The 17,322-nt window shown below is 64.2% G+C and carries 14 protein-coding genes; 1 reads left to right on the forward strand and 13 read right to left on the reverse strand.

The genetic code is table 11. The features are described from left to right. Window positions 1–125: 125 nt before the first annotated feature. The 13 genes from GTP58_RS29715 to xrtB form a co-directional block, all read right to left on the reverse strand. Complete coding sequence (locus tag GTP58_RS29715; protein WP_161080542.1) at window positions 126–1,508, reverse strand: undecaprenyl-phosphate glucose phosphotransferase; 1,383 nt, start codon at window positions 1,506–1,508, stop codon at window positions 126–128. A gap of 8 nt (window positions 1,509–1,516) precedes the next feature. Next, entirely contained in the window at window positions 1,517–2,782 is a 1,266-nt protein-coding gene (epsL, locus tag GTP58_RS29720) for an XrtB/PEP-CTERM-associated polysaccharide biosynthesis outer membrane protein EpsL (RefSeq protein ID WP_161080543.1), read from the reverse strand. Between the two features lie 47 nt (window positions 2,783–2,829). Continuing rightward, complete coding sequence (locus tag GTP58_RS29725) at window positions 2,830–3,492, reverse strand: CAAX prenyl protease-related protein (RefSeq protein ID WP_161080544.1); 663 nt, start codon at window positions 3,490–3,492, stop codon at window positions 2,830–2,832. Window positions 3,493–3,655: 163 nt separating this feature from the next. Beyond that, the gene (locus tag GTP58_RS29730) at window positions 3,656–5,554 is read right to left on the reverse strand and encodes an ATP-binding cassette domain-containing protein (protein WP_161080545.1); all 1,899 of its coding nucleotides are present in this window, start codon (window positions 5,552–5,554) and stop codon (window positions 3,656–3,658) included. A 194-nt stretch (window positions 5,555–5,748) separates the two neighbouring features. Beyond that, window positions 5,749–6,777 (reverse strand): NAD-dependent epimerase/dehydratase family protein, encoded by a 1,029-nt coding sequence (locus GTP58_RS29735; protein WP_161080546.1) that lies wholly within the window; start codon window positions 6,775–6,777, stop codon window positions 5,749–5,751. Window positions 6,778–6,790: 13 nt separating this feature from the next. Then, window positions 6,791–8,071 (reverse strand): nucleotide sugar dehydrogenase, encoded by a 1,281-nt coding sequence (locus GTP58_RS29740; protein ID WP_161080547.1) that lies wholly within the window; start codon window positions 8,069–8,071, stop codon window positions 6,791–6,793. 36 nt (window positions 8,072–8,107) lie between these two features. Further along, window positions 8,108–8,887 carry a WecB/TagA/CpsF family glycosyltransferase gene (locus GTP58_RS29745; protein ID WP_229215802.1) on the reverse strand — a complete coding sequence of 260 codons (780 nt, stop codon included), beginning with the start codon at window positions 8,885–8,887 and terminating at the stop codon, window positions 8,108–8,110. After that, window positions 8,884–9,993, reverse strand: coding sequence for a non-hydrolyzing UDP-N-acetylglucosamine 2-epimerase (gene wecB, locus GTP58_RS29750; protein ID WP_161080548.1), 1,110 nt, complete (start codon window positions 9,991–9,993; stop codon window positions 8,884–8,886). Before wecB ends, GTP58_RS29745 begins: the two co-directional genes overlap by 4 nt. 166 nt (window positions 9,994–10,159) lie before the next feature. Continuing rightward, on the reverse strand, window positions 10,160–11,212 hold the full coding sequence (locus GTP58_RS29755; protein ID WP_161080549.1) for a glycosyltransferase family 4 protein: 1,053 nt from the start codon (window positions 11,210–11,212) through the stop codon (window positions 10,160–10,162). Then, a complete protein-coding gene (locus tag GTP58_RS29760) occupies window positions 11,209–12,657 on the reverse strand; it encodes a hypothetical protein (protein WP_161080550.1) in 1,449 nt (482 codons plus the stop codon). The genes GTP58_RS29755 and GTP58_RS29760 overlap by 4 nt, the downstream gene beginning before the upstream one ends. 28 nt (window positions 12,658–12,685) lie before the next feature. After that, complete coding sequence (locus GTP58_RS29765) at window positions 12,686–14,176, reverse strand: O-antigen ligase (RefSeq protein ID WP_161080551.1); 1,491 nt, start codon at window positions 14,174–14,176, stop codon at window positions 12,686–12,688. Between the two features lie 98 nt (window positions 14,177–14,274). Then, window positions 14,275–14,967 carry an exosortase-associated protein EpsI, B-type gene (gene epsI, locus GTP58_RS29770; protein WP_161080552.1) on the reverse strand — a complete coding sequence of 231 codons (693 nt, stop codon included), beginning with the start codon at window positions 14,965–14,967 and terminating at the stop codon, window positions 14,275–14,277. Further along, window positions 14,964–15,887 carry an exosortase B gene (xrtB, locus tag GTP58_RS29775; protein ID WP_373924798.1) on the reverse strand — a complete coding sequence of 308 codons (924 nt, stop codon included), beginning with the start codon at window positions 15,885–15,887 and terminating at the stop codon, window positions 14,964–14,966. The genes epsI and xrtB overlap by 4 nt, the downstream gene beginning before the upstream one ends. A 243-nt stretch (window positions 15,888–16,130) precedes the next feature. Between xrtB and GTP58_RS29780 the strand changes: the two genes are divergently transcribed. Beyond that, on the forward strand, window positions 16,131–17,246 hold the full coding sequence (locus GTP58_RS29780) for an acyltransferase (RefSeq protein WP_161080553.1): 1,116 nt from the start codon (window positions 16,131–16,133) through the stop codon (window positions 17,244–17,246). The last annotated feature ends 76 nt before the right edge of the window (window positions 17,247–17,322 follow it).

A 17,322-nucleotide genomic window follows, 5' to 3' on the forward strand; every position in this document is an offset into this window, starting at 1 on the left:
ACATAGATAAATGACAAATAATATTAACAAAAATCTACATATATCAATGTCGAGTATGCACGTTCTCTTGGGCGATTGTCAATATTATAAACTCAGCCGCCAATCGTGCGCGCCCTGCGCGCCGCTCAGTGGGCGTTTTCGCGCTTGAGCACCACGTGCACCGTCTTAAAGATAATCCACACGTCCAGCCACAGCGACCATTTGCGCAGATAATCCAGGTCGTAGTGGACGCGCGCTTCCATCTTGTCCAGCGTGTCGGTTTCGCCGCGCAGGCCGTTGACCTGGGCCCAGCCGGTGATCCCCGGCTTGACCTTGTGGCGCAGCATATAGCCCTTGATCAGCTTGCGGTACAGCTCATTGTGGGCGACCGCATGGGGACGCGGTCCGACGATGCTCATGCGCCCCTGCAGCACATTGATGAACTGCGGCAGCTCATCGAGCGAGGTGCGGCGCAGGAAGCCGCCGACCCGCGTCACGCGCGCATCGTTGACGCGCGCCTGCACCACGGTGGCACCATCGTCCGTCACCGTCATGGAGCGGAACTTGTACACAATGATTTCCTCGCCATACAGGCCGTAGCGGCGCTGGCGGAAAATCACCGGCCCAGGCGAACTGAGCTTCACGGCCAGCGCAATCAGCAGCATCAGCGGCAGCAGCAGGATCTGGATCAGCAGCGCCAGGATGATGTCGCTGGCGCGCTTGACCATGCTGTTAATCCCGGTGAACGGCGACTCGCAGATGGCCACCACCGGCATCCCGCCGACGTTGTCAAAGCGCGCCTGCATCAGGTCAAACACATAGATATCGGGCAGGAAGTAGACCGATACGGTGGTGTCCTGCAGCTCGTCAAGCAGCTTGCGGATGCGCGGCTGGGCCGAGATCGGCTGACTGATGAACACCATCTTGATATTGTGTTCGCGCACATAGGTGGCGATGTCGGCCATGCGGCCCAGCAAGGGCTCGCGCAGCGCGCCCGGGTAACGGTCTTCCAGGCGGTCGTCAAAAAAGCCGGCCACCTGCATGAACAGGCTCGGATTGCGCTTGCACACGCTGGCAAACTTGAGACCGACCTCGTTTACGCCGCAAATCACCACCGAGCGCATGCCGCCGTCCTTGCCCGGACCAAACACCACGCGGTGCATGACCAGGTGGCTGACCAGCAGGCCGAACGGGGTGATGATGAACCAGGCCAGCACCACATCATGGCCGAGGCGGTACGCCAGGCCGCTGACGACGCCAATGAACCACAGGATGCCCACCGTAATCACCCAGCCCACCACGGTATCGCGCGCATAGGCCAGCATGCGGCCGCTGCGCCAGGTGCGGTAGGGGTCGACGTACTGGTACACCGAGGAGGAAATAAAGAAGGCCAGCACCATCAGCACCAGCGCGTAGCCGGTAAACGGCTCGTGCAGCGCCAGCGAAGACAGGTACAGGGTTCCCATGATCACCAACGGATCGAGCACCCGTTGAAAAAACGAAATCAGCGGAATATCATTGAGCGTCATGGGAACTATCAGTATTGCAGATTGATGTTAAAGCTGACGCCGTTGGCACGGTAGGAGCCGTTGCCGAAAATGGCGGCAGCCAGACCGTTGCGTGACTCGCGGTAGGCCGACAGATTCAGCTGCACCAGGCGCAGCGGCACATAGGTCAGGCCGGCCGAGACGTTGCGCGAACTGTCATTGATGCTGAGACCGCTGGCAGCCACCAGCAAGCCGTTGTAGTCGCGTTTCTGGTAGCGCGCCGAGGCATTGGCCAGCAGCTTGGCGCTGAGATTCCAGTTGGCATTGACGCTGGCGCCGGTATTCAGCGCATAGCTGGTCTGCGCGCTTTCCACGCCCTCAAACTGGCGCCATACCGCGCCATCCAGCGTGACTTTGCCATCGAGCACCGTGGTGGCCTGCAGGCGCGCATTGACGCCGCTGGAATCGCGTTCGGTATAAAAAGCATGCTTGCGGTCGGCCCAGCCACCCAGGAACTGCAGCGTAGTGACCGGGGTTGCGCGCCACACCACCTTGAGCTTGACATCGTCCTGGGTACTGCCAGCGTCGATCAGCTGGTTGCCGATGCTGCGCAGCTGGTCGTACTTGCGCTTGACCTGGTCCACCTGCAAGCCGATCGTGCTGCCGCTGGACGCCAGGTAGTCGAGACCGGCCTCGTTCACCTCATCCACACGGTTGTTATAGGTCTGGCTCTGGAGGTCGTACTTGTAACGGTCCTGCACATACGCCAGGCGGACCCGCCAGCTGGGGTGGAAGGTCCAGCCGCCGTCAGCGTAGGCATGGCGCTGGGTGCGCAGATTGCGGTCGCGCGTGACGATATCGGTGTACGGCGCCAGGACTTCGGAATAGCTGACACCGGCCTTGCCTTCCAGGTGGTTGCCCAGGCGCCAGTGCCAGTCGGCCAGCATGTCCTTGCCGTTGTAGTCGAGCTGGCTGAAATGGCGGAAGCTGACCCGGCTCACCTTGGCCTGCAGCGCGATGTCCTGGCGGCCGTAGGTCTTGGAAAACAGGCCGCCGGCCTGCAGCGAGGTGGAATAGTCGCCGCGCGTATTGTCATAGCCAGGCTGGCCATCGCCGAGCCGGAACAGGTTGTCATCGTAGTTATAGCCCAGCGATGCGTACGGCGAAAAGCCATCGTCGGCGGCCGCCTGGGCGGCGCCAGCGCAGCCCAGCAGCGCGATCAGGAAGGCACACTGTGCCAGCGGCGTCCGGGAGGGCCGTGGGGACCAGCTGGCTTTCGAGCTGCAATCAAAAGGCGCATACAGGGAACTCAACATGTGTTATTCGTCTTTGAAAATTAATAAAACAGCCAGAGCATGCCATATTACCAGTAAGTCCAGCTCGCGGTTGCAATTATCCAAACCCCTAACAGGCCGTTGGTCACTGCATGTGCCAGGATTGCCACCCATAATTTACCGGTACGGGCATACAACAAACCGTAGGCCAGGCCCGCCACCATGCCGGCCAGCCACAGGTTGTGTTCGACGCCGAATAATATCACAGTAACAATAAAACTTTTATAATTTATGGCGTGCGGTGACAGCCCCTGAAACGCTGGCGTGGTGATCCAGCGCATCAGGAAGGAACGCCAGAACAACTCCTCCATGAGCGGCACCACCAGGCTGGCGCCCGCCAGCCGGATCGCCACCAGCGTCCAGCTCAGCTGGCCGTTGACGCGCGGCTCGTAGCCGCCCGGCTGCCCCATGACCATCCAGCCGCTGTCCAGCCACAGCCACAGCAGCAGCACCACCACCCCGGCCACCAGGGCCAGCACCGCGTCCGGCCAGCGCAGGCGCGGCGCGCGCAGCTCCTCGTAATGTGACCAAAACACCCACAGCAGCAGCGCCACCACGGCGATCTTGAGCGGGTACAGCCAGAGCAGCACGCTGTCCGGCACGCCAGCCCTGGCCAGCATGTCGGCAATGAAAATGAACAGCATGTAGGCGCCAAACGGCAAGATGCGCGCCAAGGCGGCGCGCTCAAACATGGCGCCTCCGCAGCAGCACGGCAGGCGGCAGGATGGCGCGCGGGGACGGGAACAAATCGGTGGGCAAATCGGACAACGGCAGAACGGACATGCGACTCCCTGGGTTGGCGGTAGATAAGGTGTGGTGTGCCAGCGCATGCTGCGAGGGCACACCGCTACCGCGCTAGCCCTGGCCGCGCGCTTCGATCTGCTCCCAGCGCTCGAGCGCGTCCAGCAGCAGCGCTTCGATTGCTTCAACGCGCGCCGTCATGCGCTTGGCCTCGGCTGGATTCTGCCTGTAAATATCGGGGGCGGCAAGCGCGATCGACAGCGCGCTCTGCTCATCTTCCAGGCTGGCGATCAGGGCCGGCAATTCCTCCAGCTCGCGCTGCTCCTTGTAGCTGAGCTTTTTCTGCCGTGCCGGCGCGGCAGCGGCGGCAGGCGCTGCCGCCGCCGGCTTGGCGGCGCTCTTGAGCGGCGCCGGCGCACTGGCCTTGACGCGCTCCCAGTCGCTATACCCGCCCACGTATTCGCGCCACAGGCCCTCGCCTTCGGCCACGATGACCTGGGTCACCACATTGTCCAGGAAGGTGCGGTCGTGGCTGACCAGGAACACGGTGCCGCTATAGTCTTCCAGCAGTTCTTCCAGCAGTTCCAGGGTGTCGATGTCCAGGTCGTTGGTGGGTTCATCCAGCACCAGGCAGTTGGCCGGCTTGGCAAACAGGCGCGCCAGCAACAGGCGGTTGCGCTCGCCGCCAGACAGCGACTTGACCGGCGAACGCGCGCGCTCGGGCGAGAACAGGAAGTCGCTCAGATAGCTCATCGAATGCTTGCGCTGGCCATTGATTTCGACCCAGTCGCTGCCCGGCGAAATGGTGTCCAGCAGGCTGGCTTCCTCATTGAGCTGGGTCCGCATCTGGTCGAAATAAGCCACCTCCAGCTTGGTGCCCAGCTTGGCCGTGCCGCTGTCCGGCGCCAGCTCGCCCAGGATCATTTTCAGCAAGGTGGTCTTGCCGGCGCCGTTGGCCCCGATCAGGCCGACCTTATCGCCGCGCAAAATGGTGCCGGTGAACTGCTTGACGATGGCACGCTCGCCATAGTACTTGCTGATATTCTCCAGCTCGGCAACGATTTTGCCGGAGCGCTCGCCCACCGACACTTCCAGCCGTACCTGGCCCTGCTGGTCGCGGCGCGCGGCGCGCTGCAGGCGCAGCGCTTCCAGGCGGCGCACCCGGCCTTCGTCGCGCACGCGGCGGGCCTTGACGCCCTTGCGTATCCAGATTTCCTCCTGCGCCAGCACCTTGTCGAACTTGGCGTTTTCCACTTCCTCGTTTTCCAGCAGCTCGGCCTTGCGCGCCTGGTAGGTGCTGAAATTGCCCGGGAACGACAGCAGGCGGCCGCGGTCCAGCTCGATGATGCGGGTGGCCACATTGTCCAGGAAGGAGCGGTCGTGGGTAATGAACAGCACGCTGCCCTTGAAATCGCGCAGCAAGCCTTCCAGCCACATGATGGAGCTGAAGTCCAGGTGGTTGGTGGGTTCGTCCAGCAGCAGCACGTCGGGCGCCGACACCAGCGCGCGCGCCAGCGCCACGCGCTTTTGCATGCCGCCGGACAGCTCGTTCATGCGCAGCGTGCCGGGCAGGTTCAGCTTGTCCAGCACGGTTTCCACCTTGTTGGCCAGGTTCCAGCCGTCGGCCGCATCCAGCACCACCTGGATGTCGTGCATGCGCGCCATCAGCGCGTCATCGTCGCCCTGGCCAAACTGGCCGGTCAGCGTCTCGTATTCCTTGAGCAGCAGCGGCAGCTCGCCAAGGCCGGCCGCCACCGCGTCGTGCACCGACATGGCCGGCTCGAACACGGGTTCCTGCTCGACATAGACGATGTGGAGGTTTTGTTGCATGACCAGCAGGCCGTCGTCCAGCTTGGTGCGGCCGGAAAGAATCTTGAGCAGCGACGATTTGCCGGTGCCGTTGCGGCCGATCAGGCCGACGCGTTCGCCGGTTTCCAGCGAAAATTCAGCGTGGTCCAGCAGCGCCACGTGGCCAAACGCCAGTTGCGCGGAAGTGAGAGAAATAACTGCCATGGTCAGGTCGGGAAGCGCAGCCGCCGGGCCAGGCCGGTGCTGCAAAAATGAAAGAAGCCGCCATTGTAACGGCGTTTGGGGGTTATACCGGAAAAAGCGCAGCAGGCGCTGCCGCCGCCACGCCGGCCACATGGCAAAACGCGCACGCCAGCCCGGCGGCCAGCGTGCGCGTCTGGTCTGGCGATGCGCCGGGTTTAGCTCAGCCGGCGCACATACCAGGCCAGCGATTCTTCCAGGCCCTGGCCGATCCGGTGGCTGGGCGCATAGCCCAGCAGCTTGACGGCCTTGCTGACGTCGGCCTGCGAGTGGCGCACGTCGCCGGCGCGGAAATCGCGGTAGCCGGGCTGGAACTGTGCCAGATGCGGGAAGTGCGGCGCCAGCGCGGCGCGCATGCTTTCGCACACCTGGTTCAGCGTGGTGCGGTCGCCCACGGCCACGTTGTAGACCTGGTTGACCGCCGCAGCGTCAGCGGTGGTGGCCGCCAGCAGATTGGCCTGCACCGCATTGGCCACATAGCAGAAGTCGCGGCTGGTTTCACCGTCGCCGTTGATCTGCACTGGCTCGCCCGCAATCATGGCAGCGATCCATTTCGGGATCACCGCAGCATACGCGCCATTCGGATCCTGGCGCGGGCCAAAGATGTTGAAGTAGCGCAGGCCGATGCTCTGCATGCCATAGGTGCGGCCAAACACGTCGGCGTACAGCTCGTTGACCAGCTTGGTCACCGCATACGGCGACAGCGGCTTGCCAATCGCGTCTTCCACCTTGGGCAGCGCCGGATGGTCGCCATAGGTCGAGCTCGACGCCGCATAGACAAAGCGCTGCACCTTGGCGTCGCGCGCCGCCACCAGCATATTCAGGAAGCCATCGATATTGCTGGCGTTGGTGCTGAGCGGATCCTCGATCGAGCGCGGCACGCTGCCCAGCGCAGCCTGGTGCAGCACATAGTCGACCCCGGCGCAGGCGTCGCGGCAGGTTTGCGGGTCGCGGATGTCGCCGGTGATCATGCGCAGCCGCGCCCACTGGTCCGGCGTCACAGCCGCGCGCACCTGGTCGAGATTGTGCTGGTGGCCCGTGACAAAACTGTCCAGCCCCACCACCTGCTGGTCCAGCGCCAGCAAGGTTTCCAGCAAGTTCGAACCGATGAAGCCGGCCACCCCGGTCACCAGCCAGACGCGCGGCTGTTCGGCCAGGCGCTGGCGCAACTGTTGATACGCAGTCATGTCGTCCCCTATCTTACAGGCGCCAGACGCGGATGCCAGCCTGCTGCAGTTCGGCCTGGTTGAACACTGCCTTGACGTCAATGAAGGCGCCGCCCTTGACCAGCTTGGAGGCGAAGTCTTCGGCTGCCATGGCAACAAACTCGCGGTGCGACACGGCAGCGACGATGGCGTCGGCGCGTGGCAGGTCTTGCCAGCTGGTCAGCTCAACGCCGTACTCGTGCTGGGCGCCTTCCGCTTCCGCGTGCGGGTCGTGCACAAACACTTCCACGCCGTAGGATTTGAGTTCCGCGATCACATCCGCCACCTTGGAATTGCGCAGGTCGCCGCAGTTTTCCTTGAACGTCAGGCCCAGCACGTTGACGCGCGCGCCCTTGATGTAGCTGCCGCCGGCAATCATGTTTTTGATGGTCTGCTCGGCGATGTACTTGGCCATGCCGTCGTTGATGCGGCGCCCGGCCAGGATCACCTGCGGGTTGTAGCCGATCTTCTCCGCCTTGTGGGTCAGGTAGTAGGGATCCACGCCGATGCAGTGGCCGCCGACCAGGCCCGGGCTGAACTTCAGGAAGTTCCACTTGGTGCCAGCGGCTTTCAGCACTTCGCTGGTGTCGATGTCGAGCTTGTCGAAGATGATGGCCAGTTCGTTCATCAGCGCGATGTTCAGGTCGCGCTGGGTGTTTTCAATCACCTTGGCCGCTTCGGCCGCCTTGATCGAGGACGCGCGGTGCACGCCCGGGATGACGATCTGCTCGTACATCTTGGCCACGGCTTCCAGCGTCTCCGGGGTGTCGCCGGAAACGATTTTCAGGATCTTGGTCAGCGTGTGCTCGCGGTCGCCCGGGTTGATGCGCTCTGGCGAGTAGCCGACAAAGAAGCCTTCCTTCCACTTCAGGCCCGACTCGCGCTCCAGCACCGGGATGCAGATTTCTTCGGTTGCGCCGGGGTAGACGGTCGATTCGTACACCACGATCGCGCCTTTTTTGAGGTGCTTGCCAGCACTCTTGCTGGCGCCGATCAGCGGCGTGAAGTCCGGCTGGCGGGCATCGTCGACCGGGGTAGGCACGGCCACGATGATGATGTCGGCCTCGCCCAGCTTGGCAGGGTCGGAGGTGTATTCGGCAAACTTGGAGGCCGCCATTTCCTCGTCGCTCAACTCACGCGACGGGTCGGTGCCGCGCAGGCAGGCATCCACCTTGTTTTGGGCAATGTCAAAGCCGATGGTACGCGCATGCTTACCAAATTCGACCACCAGCGGCAGGCCTACATAGCCCAGTCCGATCACAGCGATAATAGTCATAACAATTCCTTCACCAGAAAATTAAACAGGGGCACGCTAGCGGCGCAGCCATTCCTTGAGGAACAGACCGATAAACGCCATATCTTCAATAAAATAGCGCCGGAACATGCGGCGCGGCTCTTGCAGAAAACGGTAAAACCACTCCAGTCCATTGCGCTGCATCCACAACGGCGCGCGCTGCACGCGGCCCACGGCAACGTCAAACGTGCCGCCCACGCCCATCGCAAACGGGATCTTCATTTGTTCCTGGTAACGGCCCAGGAAATGCTCTTTCTTGGGCGAGCTGATTGCCACGAACAGCAGGTCGGCGCGCGCCGCGCTGATCGCGTCCACCACGCCCGCCTCTTCCTCGGGTTTCCAGTAGCCATTGCGGTAGCCGGCCACCACCAGGCCCGGATAGCGGCGCTCATAGACTTGCTTGACGCCGGCCACCACTTCCTCGCGCGCGCCCAGCAGGTAGACGCGCCACTGGCGCTGCGCGGCGCGGCCCATCAGCGATTCGAACAGGTCGACCCCGGCCACGCGTTCCTTGATCGGCTTGCCCAGCAGGCGCGAGGCCCAGACCACCGGCATGCCATCGACATTGATCAGCGCGCACTCGTTGATGATGCGGCGCAGTTCGGGATCGTGCTGGGCCTTGACCAGCTTGTCCACATTGACCACCACGTGCTGGTGCGGCTGGCCGCTGGCAATAAAGCCCTCGACCCGCTGCAGCGTTTCTTCCATGGTCAGGTTGTCCATCGCGCAGCCCATCATGGTGATGCGCTCGGGCGGCAGCGCCGCGACCGGGGCCGGGGCGGAAACCTGGCCGCTCATGCCAGCACCTGCGCCAGCACGGCAACAATGCGTTCGGCCGCCTTGCCATCCCACAGCGACGGCCGGCGGCCCTGCTTGCCCTGGCCGCTCAGCACCAGGCGGGCCTGCTCGACCAGGCGCACCGGATCCGTACCCACCAGCACATTGGTGCCCTCGTCCACCGTGACCGGACGCTCGGTGTTGTCGCGGATGGTAATGCAGGGCACGCCCAGCGCCGTGGTTTCTTCCTGCAGGCCGCCGCTGTCGGTCAGCACCACCGCGGCGTCCTTCCACAGATTGAGGAAGGCCATATAGCCTTGCGGGCCGACCAGGGTCACTTGCGGGCCGAGGTCGATGCCGAATTTGTCCAGGTTGGCGCGGGTGCGCGGGTGCACCGGGAAGATCAGCGGCAGCTCGGCGGCGATGTCGCGCACGCCACGGGCAATCCGCGCCATGGTCACCGGGTCGTCGACATTGCTGGGGCGGTGCAGGGTCAGCACGCCGTAGCGGCGGCCCTGGTGGGCGGCCTTGAAGCCGGCCGGATCCAGCGCCGCGCCGCCGTCCTGGGCCAGCTTGTCGGCCTGGTACAGCACGTTGTCGACCATGACGTGGCCGACATAGTGCACGGCGGTCTCCGGCTTGCCTTCCTGGCGCAGATGGCTCACGCCGCTGGGCTCGGTCACGAAGAACCAGTCGGAAATACTGTCGGTCACCAGGCGGTTGATTTCCTCCGGCATGCTGAGGTCGCCGCTGCGCAGGCCGGCCTCGACGTGGGCCACCGGAATCGTGAGCTTCTTGGCAACAATGGAGCACGCCAGCGTCGAATTGACATCGCCCACCACCAGCACCGCGCTGGGGCGCTGCTGCTGGCACAGTTCTTCAAACGCCACCATGATCTTGCCGGTCTGCTGGGCGTGGCCGCCACCGCCGGCCGCCATGAACAGGTCGGGCGCAGGGATGCCCAGTTCCTCAAAGAACACGTCGTTCATGTCGTGGTCGTAATGCTGGCCGGTGTGGATGATTTTGTAATCCAACCCGCCATGCGCCCGCAATGCGCGCACAATGGGCGCGATCTTCATGAAGTTCGGCCGGGCGCCGGCAACGAGGTAAAGCAGAGGCTTGTTCATAAGGAGGAGTGGTTTCGCCAGTTAAAAAATGCCATTCTTGCTGCCGTGCAATACCCTGGCAGAAGGAAATGCCGCAACGCAATATCGCGCATGAAAGCCGCCACACTTTACACTATGCAAGCCATATATGGCAATATAGTCAACTCAATTGTGCGCCCCAGCACAGCTAGCGCTTGAGCTCCGCATAACGGGCCCGCAAGCGCGCCAGCACCACGTCCGCCGCATATTCCTCCACCACCCGGCTGCGCGCGCGCGCCGCCATGGCATCCGCCTGCGGCGCGTCGGTCAGCACGCCGATAATCGCCGCCGCCAGGCCGGCCTCGTCGCCCACCGCCACCAGGTGGCCGCAGGCGCCGTCCACCAGCATGCGCGGCACGCCGCCAACACTGGTGGCCACCACGGGCGTGCCGGCCACCATGGCTTCCAGCACCACCATCGGCATCTGCTCAAAGTGGGACGGCAGCACAAACACGCCGGCAGTTGCCAGCAGCGCCGCGCGCTGTTCCTCGCCCACCCAGCCCGGCAGCACCAGCGCGTCCAGCACGCCCAGCTGCGCCGCCAGCGCCTGCACTTGCGGCACTTCGCCCTCGCCCGCCAGGATCAGGCGCGCGCCAGGCACCTGGGCCTTGACCGTGGCAAATGCCCGCAGCAAATCGTACACGCCTTTCTTGGTGTCCAGCCGGCCCAGGAACAGCACGTCGGCAGACGGCGCGCGCGGCTGCGTCACCGCCACCGGGATCGGATTGGGCAGCAGTTCCACGCGCGCCACGCCCACTTCCTGCTGCAGCAGCCGGGTGGCGTCGTCGCTGAGCACCAGCGCGCAGGTGGAACGGCGCATCAGGTCCAGCGCAAAGCGGCGCTGGCGCGGACTCATGCGCTGGTGCAGGAACACCCGGAATTCACCGCTGTGCAGGTGGAAAATCACCGGGCAGCCGCACAGCTGCGCCAGGCGGATGAACAGCGCCTTGCGCCAGAAGCTGGCGTCCGAGGCGACATGGGCGTGCAGCAGGCCGGCCTGGCCGCTCAGCAGCAGCCAGCTCACGCGCAGCAGCGCGCGCGCCGCCGTCAGCGCCTTGCGCGCCGTGCTGCCGCTGACGTGGGTCGGCACGAACTCGCAATCGCCGTGCGCCGCATAGCCGTGGCGCAGCAGGATGCCGATCACCGTGGCGATGCCGCCCTTGGCGCTGGGCGCTGGGCCGATCATGATGACGCGCTTCATGCTTCACCTGCCACATGCGACGCGCCCAGATAGTGGCTGATGTCCAGCCGCTGCACCAGCAGCTTGTGCTTGCCAACGCCGGTGCGGGCAATTTCATCGACGCGCACGATGTCCACCTCCAGCCCGCCCTGGGTCTTGGCGCGGATGCCGGCCGCCAGCTGCGCCTTGGCCTGTTCGCTGAGGTCCTGGCTGGACAGCACTTTGAGCGTGGCATGGCCAGGCTGGTGCTGCTCGAACTGCATGCGGTCGGCATCGGCCAGCTGCTCGAAGTGGGCGGCGCCTATGGTGCAGATCGACACCAGGCGCTGGTCGTGGCAGACCAGGAATTCCTGCAGGCGGCCCTCGATGCGGTCCACCACCGGGAAGCCCGGGCGCGCGGTATTCGGCGCGGCGCTCCACATGGCCAGGTCGCCGGTGCGGTAGCGTATCAGCGGCATCACATGGTTATCGAAGCCGGTGCCGACGATCTCGCCCAGCTCGCCAGGGCGGGTGACCGGGCGGCCGTCGAAGTCTACCAGCTCGAGCTTGCCGTACAGGGGCCAGAAGAAGTAGCGCTGGTCGCCCGGCAGCGAAATCGCCTTGACGGCGCGCTCGGTGTGGCCATAGTCCAGCAGCACCGGGCAGTTGAACACGCGGCGTATCAGGTCGATCTGGTAATCGTAGATATTTTCGGAAAACAGCTGGACGCAGCGCACCTGGCGCGTGAAATCGGGCGCCGGATTGGCTTCCAGCCACTTGGCCAGCGGCACCAGTGCCGACGGGAACGCGTGGATGAAGGTCGGCTGCCATTGCCGGATCGCGGCCAGGTAGCGCGGCATATGCGGCAGCTCCAGGTGGTCGGAGCTCAGGTGCAGATAGCGCTTGATGGGATCGTACATCCAGATCGGCCCGTCCGGGCGGTCGGCACCCGGCACGGTGCGTCCGCGCAGCGCCAGGATGCAGTCCTGCGGGCCGATGCCGGCGATGCGGTCAAACGTGCCGTTGTAGGCGAAGTCCTTGGAGCGCGAGACGTATTTTTCCAGGTAGACCTTCATCGGGATCGAGGTCGAACCGCCCGTGTGGGCCACCAGCCGCTTGGCCGGCCCCATGCGGGTCGACAGGTAGCGGCTGGTATCGCCCTTGAGGCTGGCCTTGTCGAGCAGCGGAAATGCTTGCAGCAACTCCTGCGGTGAACGGTCGCGCGCCAGCTCGGCGCGCAGGCCGGCATAGGCCGGCACCGTCTCCGCGGCCCAGCGCAGCGTCTCCATGAGCTTTTCATCGGCGCGCCGTGCCAGCCACGCCGGATCGCCGCTGCGGGCGATCTCATCCAGGAATTTGTCGTACTTGACGCCGTAGCGCAAGCTGGTCGGGATGCGGGAATAAATCCCGCCTATGGTGGTCTTGATCCACTGCGGCGCCGCGGTGTAGTGTTTCAGGAACGGATGAATAATGTCTTCCATCGGCATACGCGTACTCTCTCCTGGTCCCGGTGCGTCAGGCGGCAGCGGTGGCGTAGCCAGCGGCAGGCGCAGGCACGTAAGGCTGGGCCGCCGCCGGCTGAACCGCCTGGCGGCGCTGGATATGCTCCAGCCCCAGGCCAATGCCGATCGCCAGCCAGTAGAACACGTGCAGCTGCTCAAAGATCAGGCGCGAGCCGGACAGGCACTGCACAAAGAACACCAGCAGCGCCACCGACATGCCGTTGAAATAGCCGCGCACCAGCGGCGGCTGGGTCTCGTCGCGCGCCAGGCGGCGGTACAAGCGCCATACCTGCAGCAGGAAGTAGCCGATCAGCGGAATGCCGACAATGCCATGGTCCTTGAGCAGGCGCAGATAGGCGTTGTGCGGGTGGCCCTCGCGCACCAGGCCCTGGCGCGCCGGCGCCGACCACAGCGTGGAATTGATGCCGTCGCCCAGCACGATGTGGCGCTGGATTTCCGGCAGCAGCGGCAGCCAGATGCCGCCCACGCGGCCGGCCGTCAGCGGGTCGTTGTGGGCGCCGATGGTGCCGCGCTGGCCCATGCCCTGGGTGGCGCGCTCGACAAACGATTCCGGCAGGGTCACCGCCACCACCGCAAACACCAGCACGCCCATGAAGATGTAACGGTAGCTGCGGCGCAGGAAGAAGAAGGTAAAGGTGGTCAGGATCGCGCCCAGGAAGGCGGCGCGCGAGAACGTCAGCAGCAAGGCGCCGACGGTGGCGCCCATCACGGCCAGCCCCCACAGCTTGCCGGCCGGCGAACGGTAGGCCGGCATCATGAACAGCGCGGCCGTGTAGGCCGGCAGCAGCACCACGGCCAGCTCATTGGCATGCAGGCCGGTGGCATTCAGGAAGGTGCGCGCGGCAGGCGTTGCCATTTCACTCAGGCTCAGGCCGGACAGGGCCGCGGCCAGGAACACCAGCACCGGCAGCAGCACGATGGAGACCCCCACCAGCGCCACCCAGCGCTGCGGCTGCTTGCTTTGCGCCACCGCCGCCGACAGCAGCCACACCGCCGCCAGGATCAGCATCGGCTTGATCAGTTCGGCAAGGTAGTAGGCCTTGGCCGTGGTGTACATGGTCGGGCTGGCGATGAAGTAATGCGCGGCGATCAGGCTCACCTTGCTGGAACCGATATACGAGCCCAGCGCCAGTAGCAGCAGCATCGGCGCATACAGGCGCCAGGCCACAGGCGGCAGCGGACGGCGCCCGATCAGATAAGCGCCGATTGCCGCCGCCAGCGTACACACCAGCACCGCGTTCAGCGGCGTAAAGCCCGGCACGCCCAGCATCTGGCGCGGCATCAGCACGGTGGCCGCCAGCGGCATCATCAGCACCACCAGCATGACGCCGACGCGGAAGTCGAACATGGTAGCCACCATGCCGCACAGCAGGATCAGCACCGCAATCAGCGGCAGGCCGGCCCCCAGCGCGGTCAGCATGCCAATCAGGGTGGCAAACAAAAGGATGCCGATAAAGAAAACAATGTGCTTGATGCCTGTCATGTGCAGCCCGGTGGTGGCAGAAGTAAAAGTACGGAGTTGGCGCTGGATGCAAGCCGGCGCAGCGCGCCGGCCCTGAGCGGATGCTAATTGCTAATTGCTTATTGCTGGCTGCCGCTGCCCAGCAGGCGCTGCGCCAGGCGCGGGTCAACCTGCCCCATCAGCTCGCTGGAAAACGCGGCCTGCTTGGCATAGGCACTGGCAGGATTGGCCGACAGCGACGACACCCGGAACAGGTAGCCGTCCGGAATCACGCCCGACAGCGCATACTTCAGCTGCGCCACCTGGCGGTCCGTGAAGTTCTGCACCACGCTGTCGCCCATGGTGAACCAGTAGGTCACCGGCTCGATGCGGGCGTCGCCCTGGCGCGCCACCATGCGGGTGCCGCGGATGCTGGCGTTGCGGATCGACAGCGTCGGATGCTCCAGCTGCGAGATCTGGAACCCCTGGGCGGTGTAGCACACTTCCTGGCGGTGCGCGCGCAGCTGGCGCGTCTGGCTGCCGCCGTAGGCGATCGACAGCATGATGCGCTCGCCGGCCGAATTGACGTAGGTGCGGTTCAGCGTCTGGTCGTAGATGCGCGCAATGAGTTCCTTGCTATCCTCGGACGGCACCAACGGCACGCCGTTGGTCTCGACCGACCAGTCGCCAAACTTGGTCGGCACCGCCTGTTCCAGGTTGATCGCGTCTTCGGTCTTGACCAGGCGCTTGGTCGGCGTCAGGTAGGAGGTGGCGCAGGCGGCCAGCAGCATCAGCGCGGTGGCTGCGATGGACTTGGACAGCAGACGGTTCATGCCGGGCTCCCGGTAGTAGGGTTGAGGGGCGGCTTGTGCTCGCTGTCCGGGGCGCCAAAGCGCAACAGCGAGTCGACGCCGATGATCAGCATCAGCGCGCTGGCAAACAGCACCATGCCGGCAAAGCCGTGCAGGAAGCCCTGGCCGGCGGCGTCGCCCAGATGGTAGGTAATCAGGGTCAGCGCCATGACGCGGATCACGTTGGCGGTAAACGAGATCGGCACGATCAGCAGCGCCAGCGCGATGTTGCGGAAGGTCGAGTCATGGCGCACCACGTTCAGGTACAGCAGGCCCAGCGCCTCCAGCGTGAACAGCGTGTGCAGGCCGGCGCAGGCATCGGCCACCAGCAGGCTGTACTGGCCAATCTGCAGCATCACGCCAGTGCGGGCGATCGGGTAGCCGACCCAGAACAGCACATGCTCGGCCACATACGATACCGCCGTCTTCATCGGCAGCGTCAGCGCGTCCACGAACGGGCCGGGCAGCGGCAGCATGAACAGCATGAAAAACAGCGGGAACCACATGGCCTTGAGCGCCTTGCCGCCGCGCAGCAGCAGCAGCAGGCCGGCCAGCAGCCAGATCACCGAACCCACTTCAAACAGGGAAATATCCTGCGAGCGGCCCAGGACGTAGAGCAGCAGCGCAAACACCACCACCACCCAGCCCCAGGCGCTGCCGCCGGACTGCGCGCTGGCGGCCAGCATCTCCTGCCATTTGCGGTATAGCAGCCAGCACGACAGCGCCAGCACGATCGGGCCGTGGGCCTGCTCGTCGGTGCTCCAGATGCCGGTCAGCAGGGTGTACAGGGTCGGACCATACAGTACCGCCAGGCCGATGGCCAGCGGCACCAACGCCAGCAAGTGCGGCGAGCGCAGGCTGAAACCACGGGCGACCTGCATACTCTCTGTGTTCGTACTCATTTTTTCCCTAACGAAATCTACGACGAAGGCTGTGCTACCACGCTGACGGTATCGCACCATGTTAACACAAAGACCATGAATTGTGCACCCTCAACAATTATACGGATAAACCGGGACCGCACAGCGCAAGGCTGCGCCACTTAATAATTTTTTAAGGTAGAGTCGATTGCTTGCCTTCCTGGAAATGTTTCTTCATGAATATTAGCATTTCTTGTTTTCAAAACACTGTTTCCGGAGTCTACTGTGCTATCTCAGCTTACCGCCAGCCCCCGCCTCAGCGACCGTATGGACGCGACCGGCGGCCGCCCCACCGGTTTTGACTATCTGCGCTTCGGCCTGGCCACGCTAGTCATCTGCTTCCATGCCATTATCACCTGCTACGGCCCCGAGGTGCAGCGCGACATCACCAGCAGCTTCCCGGGCGTGGCCTGGAATCTGATCCTGCCGATGTTCTTTGCGCTCAGCGGCTTTCTGGTGGCGGGCAGCCTGGAGCGGCAAAAAAGCATTGCCGTGTTCCTCGGCCTGCGCGTGTTCCGCATCTTCCCGGCGCTGGCGATGGACACGCTGGTGTGCGCCCTGCTGCTGGGGCCGCTGCTGACGACGCTGCCGCTGGCCGATTATTTGAGCCATCCGCAATTCCACGCCTACTTCCAGAACATCCTGGGCATCATCCACTTTGAGCTGCCGGGCGTGTTCGACAGCAATCCGTCGCACAAGGTCAACGGCCAGCTGTGGACCATACCGGTCGAGCTGGAGTGCTACATCGTGCTGGGCGTGCTGGGCCTGCTGGGCCTGCGCCGCTACCGCCGCGTCATGCTGCTGATATTTTGCGCGCTGCTGGCCTATTCCCAGGCCAAAATCCAGCTGCGCGGCGAAGACGCCCACCTGGGCCGGGTGCTGCTGCTGTGCTTCTGCAGCGGCGTCTCGTTCTACCAGTTCCGCGAATTCATCCGCCTCAACGCCGTGGCGGCGCTGGTGGCGCTGGCGGCCGCCGTGGCCTGCCTGGCCTATCCCAAGGCCGGCTACTTCATGGCGCTGCCGGCCACCTATGTGACCGTCTACCTGGGCCTGCTTAATCCGCGCAAATCCACCTTCCTGGAAAGCGGCGATTATTCCTACGGCATCTTCCTGTACGGCTACCCCTTGCAGCAGGTGGTGGTGCAGCTGGTACCGTTTGGCCGCGAGTGGTATGGCAATCTGCTGCTATCGATCCCGCTGGCGCTGCTGTTTGCCATGGCGTCGTGGCACTTGGTGGAAAAACGCGTCATGGCGCACAAAGCCGTGCTGTTTACCCTGCACCAGGGATGGACCACGCTGCTGGAGCGCCTCAAGTCCAGCGGGCCGTCGCGCATCGGCTAATACAAAACCCCTGCAAGACAGCTGTCTTGCAGGGGTTTCCGGGTAATACTTCAGGGCAATACCTTAGTCGTCGGTG

The organism is Duganella sp. CY15W (assembly GCF_009857555.1).
Lineage (GTDB): Bacteria > Pseudomonadota > Gammaproteobacteria > Burkholderiales > Burkholderiaceae_D > Rugamonas > Rugamonas sacchari.

Coding starts and splice junctions, on each gene's coding strand:
- GTP58_RS29735 (WP_161080546.1), bottom strand. CDS start 6,777: ATGACTGCGTATCAACAGTTGCGCCAGCGCCTGGCCGAACAGCCGCGC.
- GTP58_RS29745 (WP_229215802.1), bottom strand. CDS start 8,887: ATGAGCGGCCAGGTTTCCGCCCCGGCCCCGGTCGCGGCGCTGCCGCCC.
- epsI (WP_161080552.1), bottom strand. CDS start 14,967: ATGAACCGTCTGCTGTCCAAGTCCATCGCAGCCACCGCGCTGATGCTG.
- GTP58_RS29725 (WP_161080544.1), bottom strand. CDS start 3,492: ATGTTTGAGCGCGCCGCCTTGGCGCGCATCTTGCCGTTTGGCGCCTAC.
- GTP58_RS29740 (WP_161080547.1), bottom strand. CDS start 8,071: ATGACTATTATCGCTGTGATCGGACTGGGCTATGTAGGCCTGCCGCTG.
- GTP58_RS29715 (WP_161080542.1), bottom strand. CDS start 1,508: ATGACGCTCAATGATATTCCGCTGATTTCGTTTTTTCAACGGGTGCTC.
- GTP58_RS29730 (WP_161080545.1), bottom strand. CDS start 5,554: ATGGCAGTTATTTCTCTCACTTCCGCGCAACTGGCGTTTGGCCACGTG.
- GTP58_RS29765 (WP_161080551.1), bottom strand. CDS start 14,176: ATGACAGGCATCAAGCACATTGTTTTCTTTATCGGCATCCTTTTGTTT.
- epsL (WP_161080543.1), bottom strand. CDS start 2,782: ATGTTGAGTTCCCTGTATGCGCCTTTTGATTGCAGCTCGAAAGCCAGC.
- xrtB (WP_373924798.1), bottom strand. CDS start 15,887: ATGAGTACGAACACAGAGAGTATGCAGGTCGCCCGTGGTTTCAGCCTG.
- wecB (WP_161080548.1), bottom strand. CDS start 9,993: ATGAACAAGCCTCTGCTTTACCTCGTTGCCGGCGCCCGGCCGAACTTC.
- GTP58_RS29760 (WP_161080550.1), bottom strand. CDS start 12,657: ATGCCGATGGAAGACATTATTCATCCGTTCCTGAAACACTACACCGCG.
- GTP58_RS29755 (WP_161080549.1), bottom strand. CDS start 11,212: ATGAAGCGCGTCATCATGATCGGCCCAGCGCCCAGCGCCAAGGGCGGC.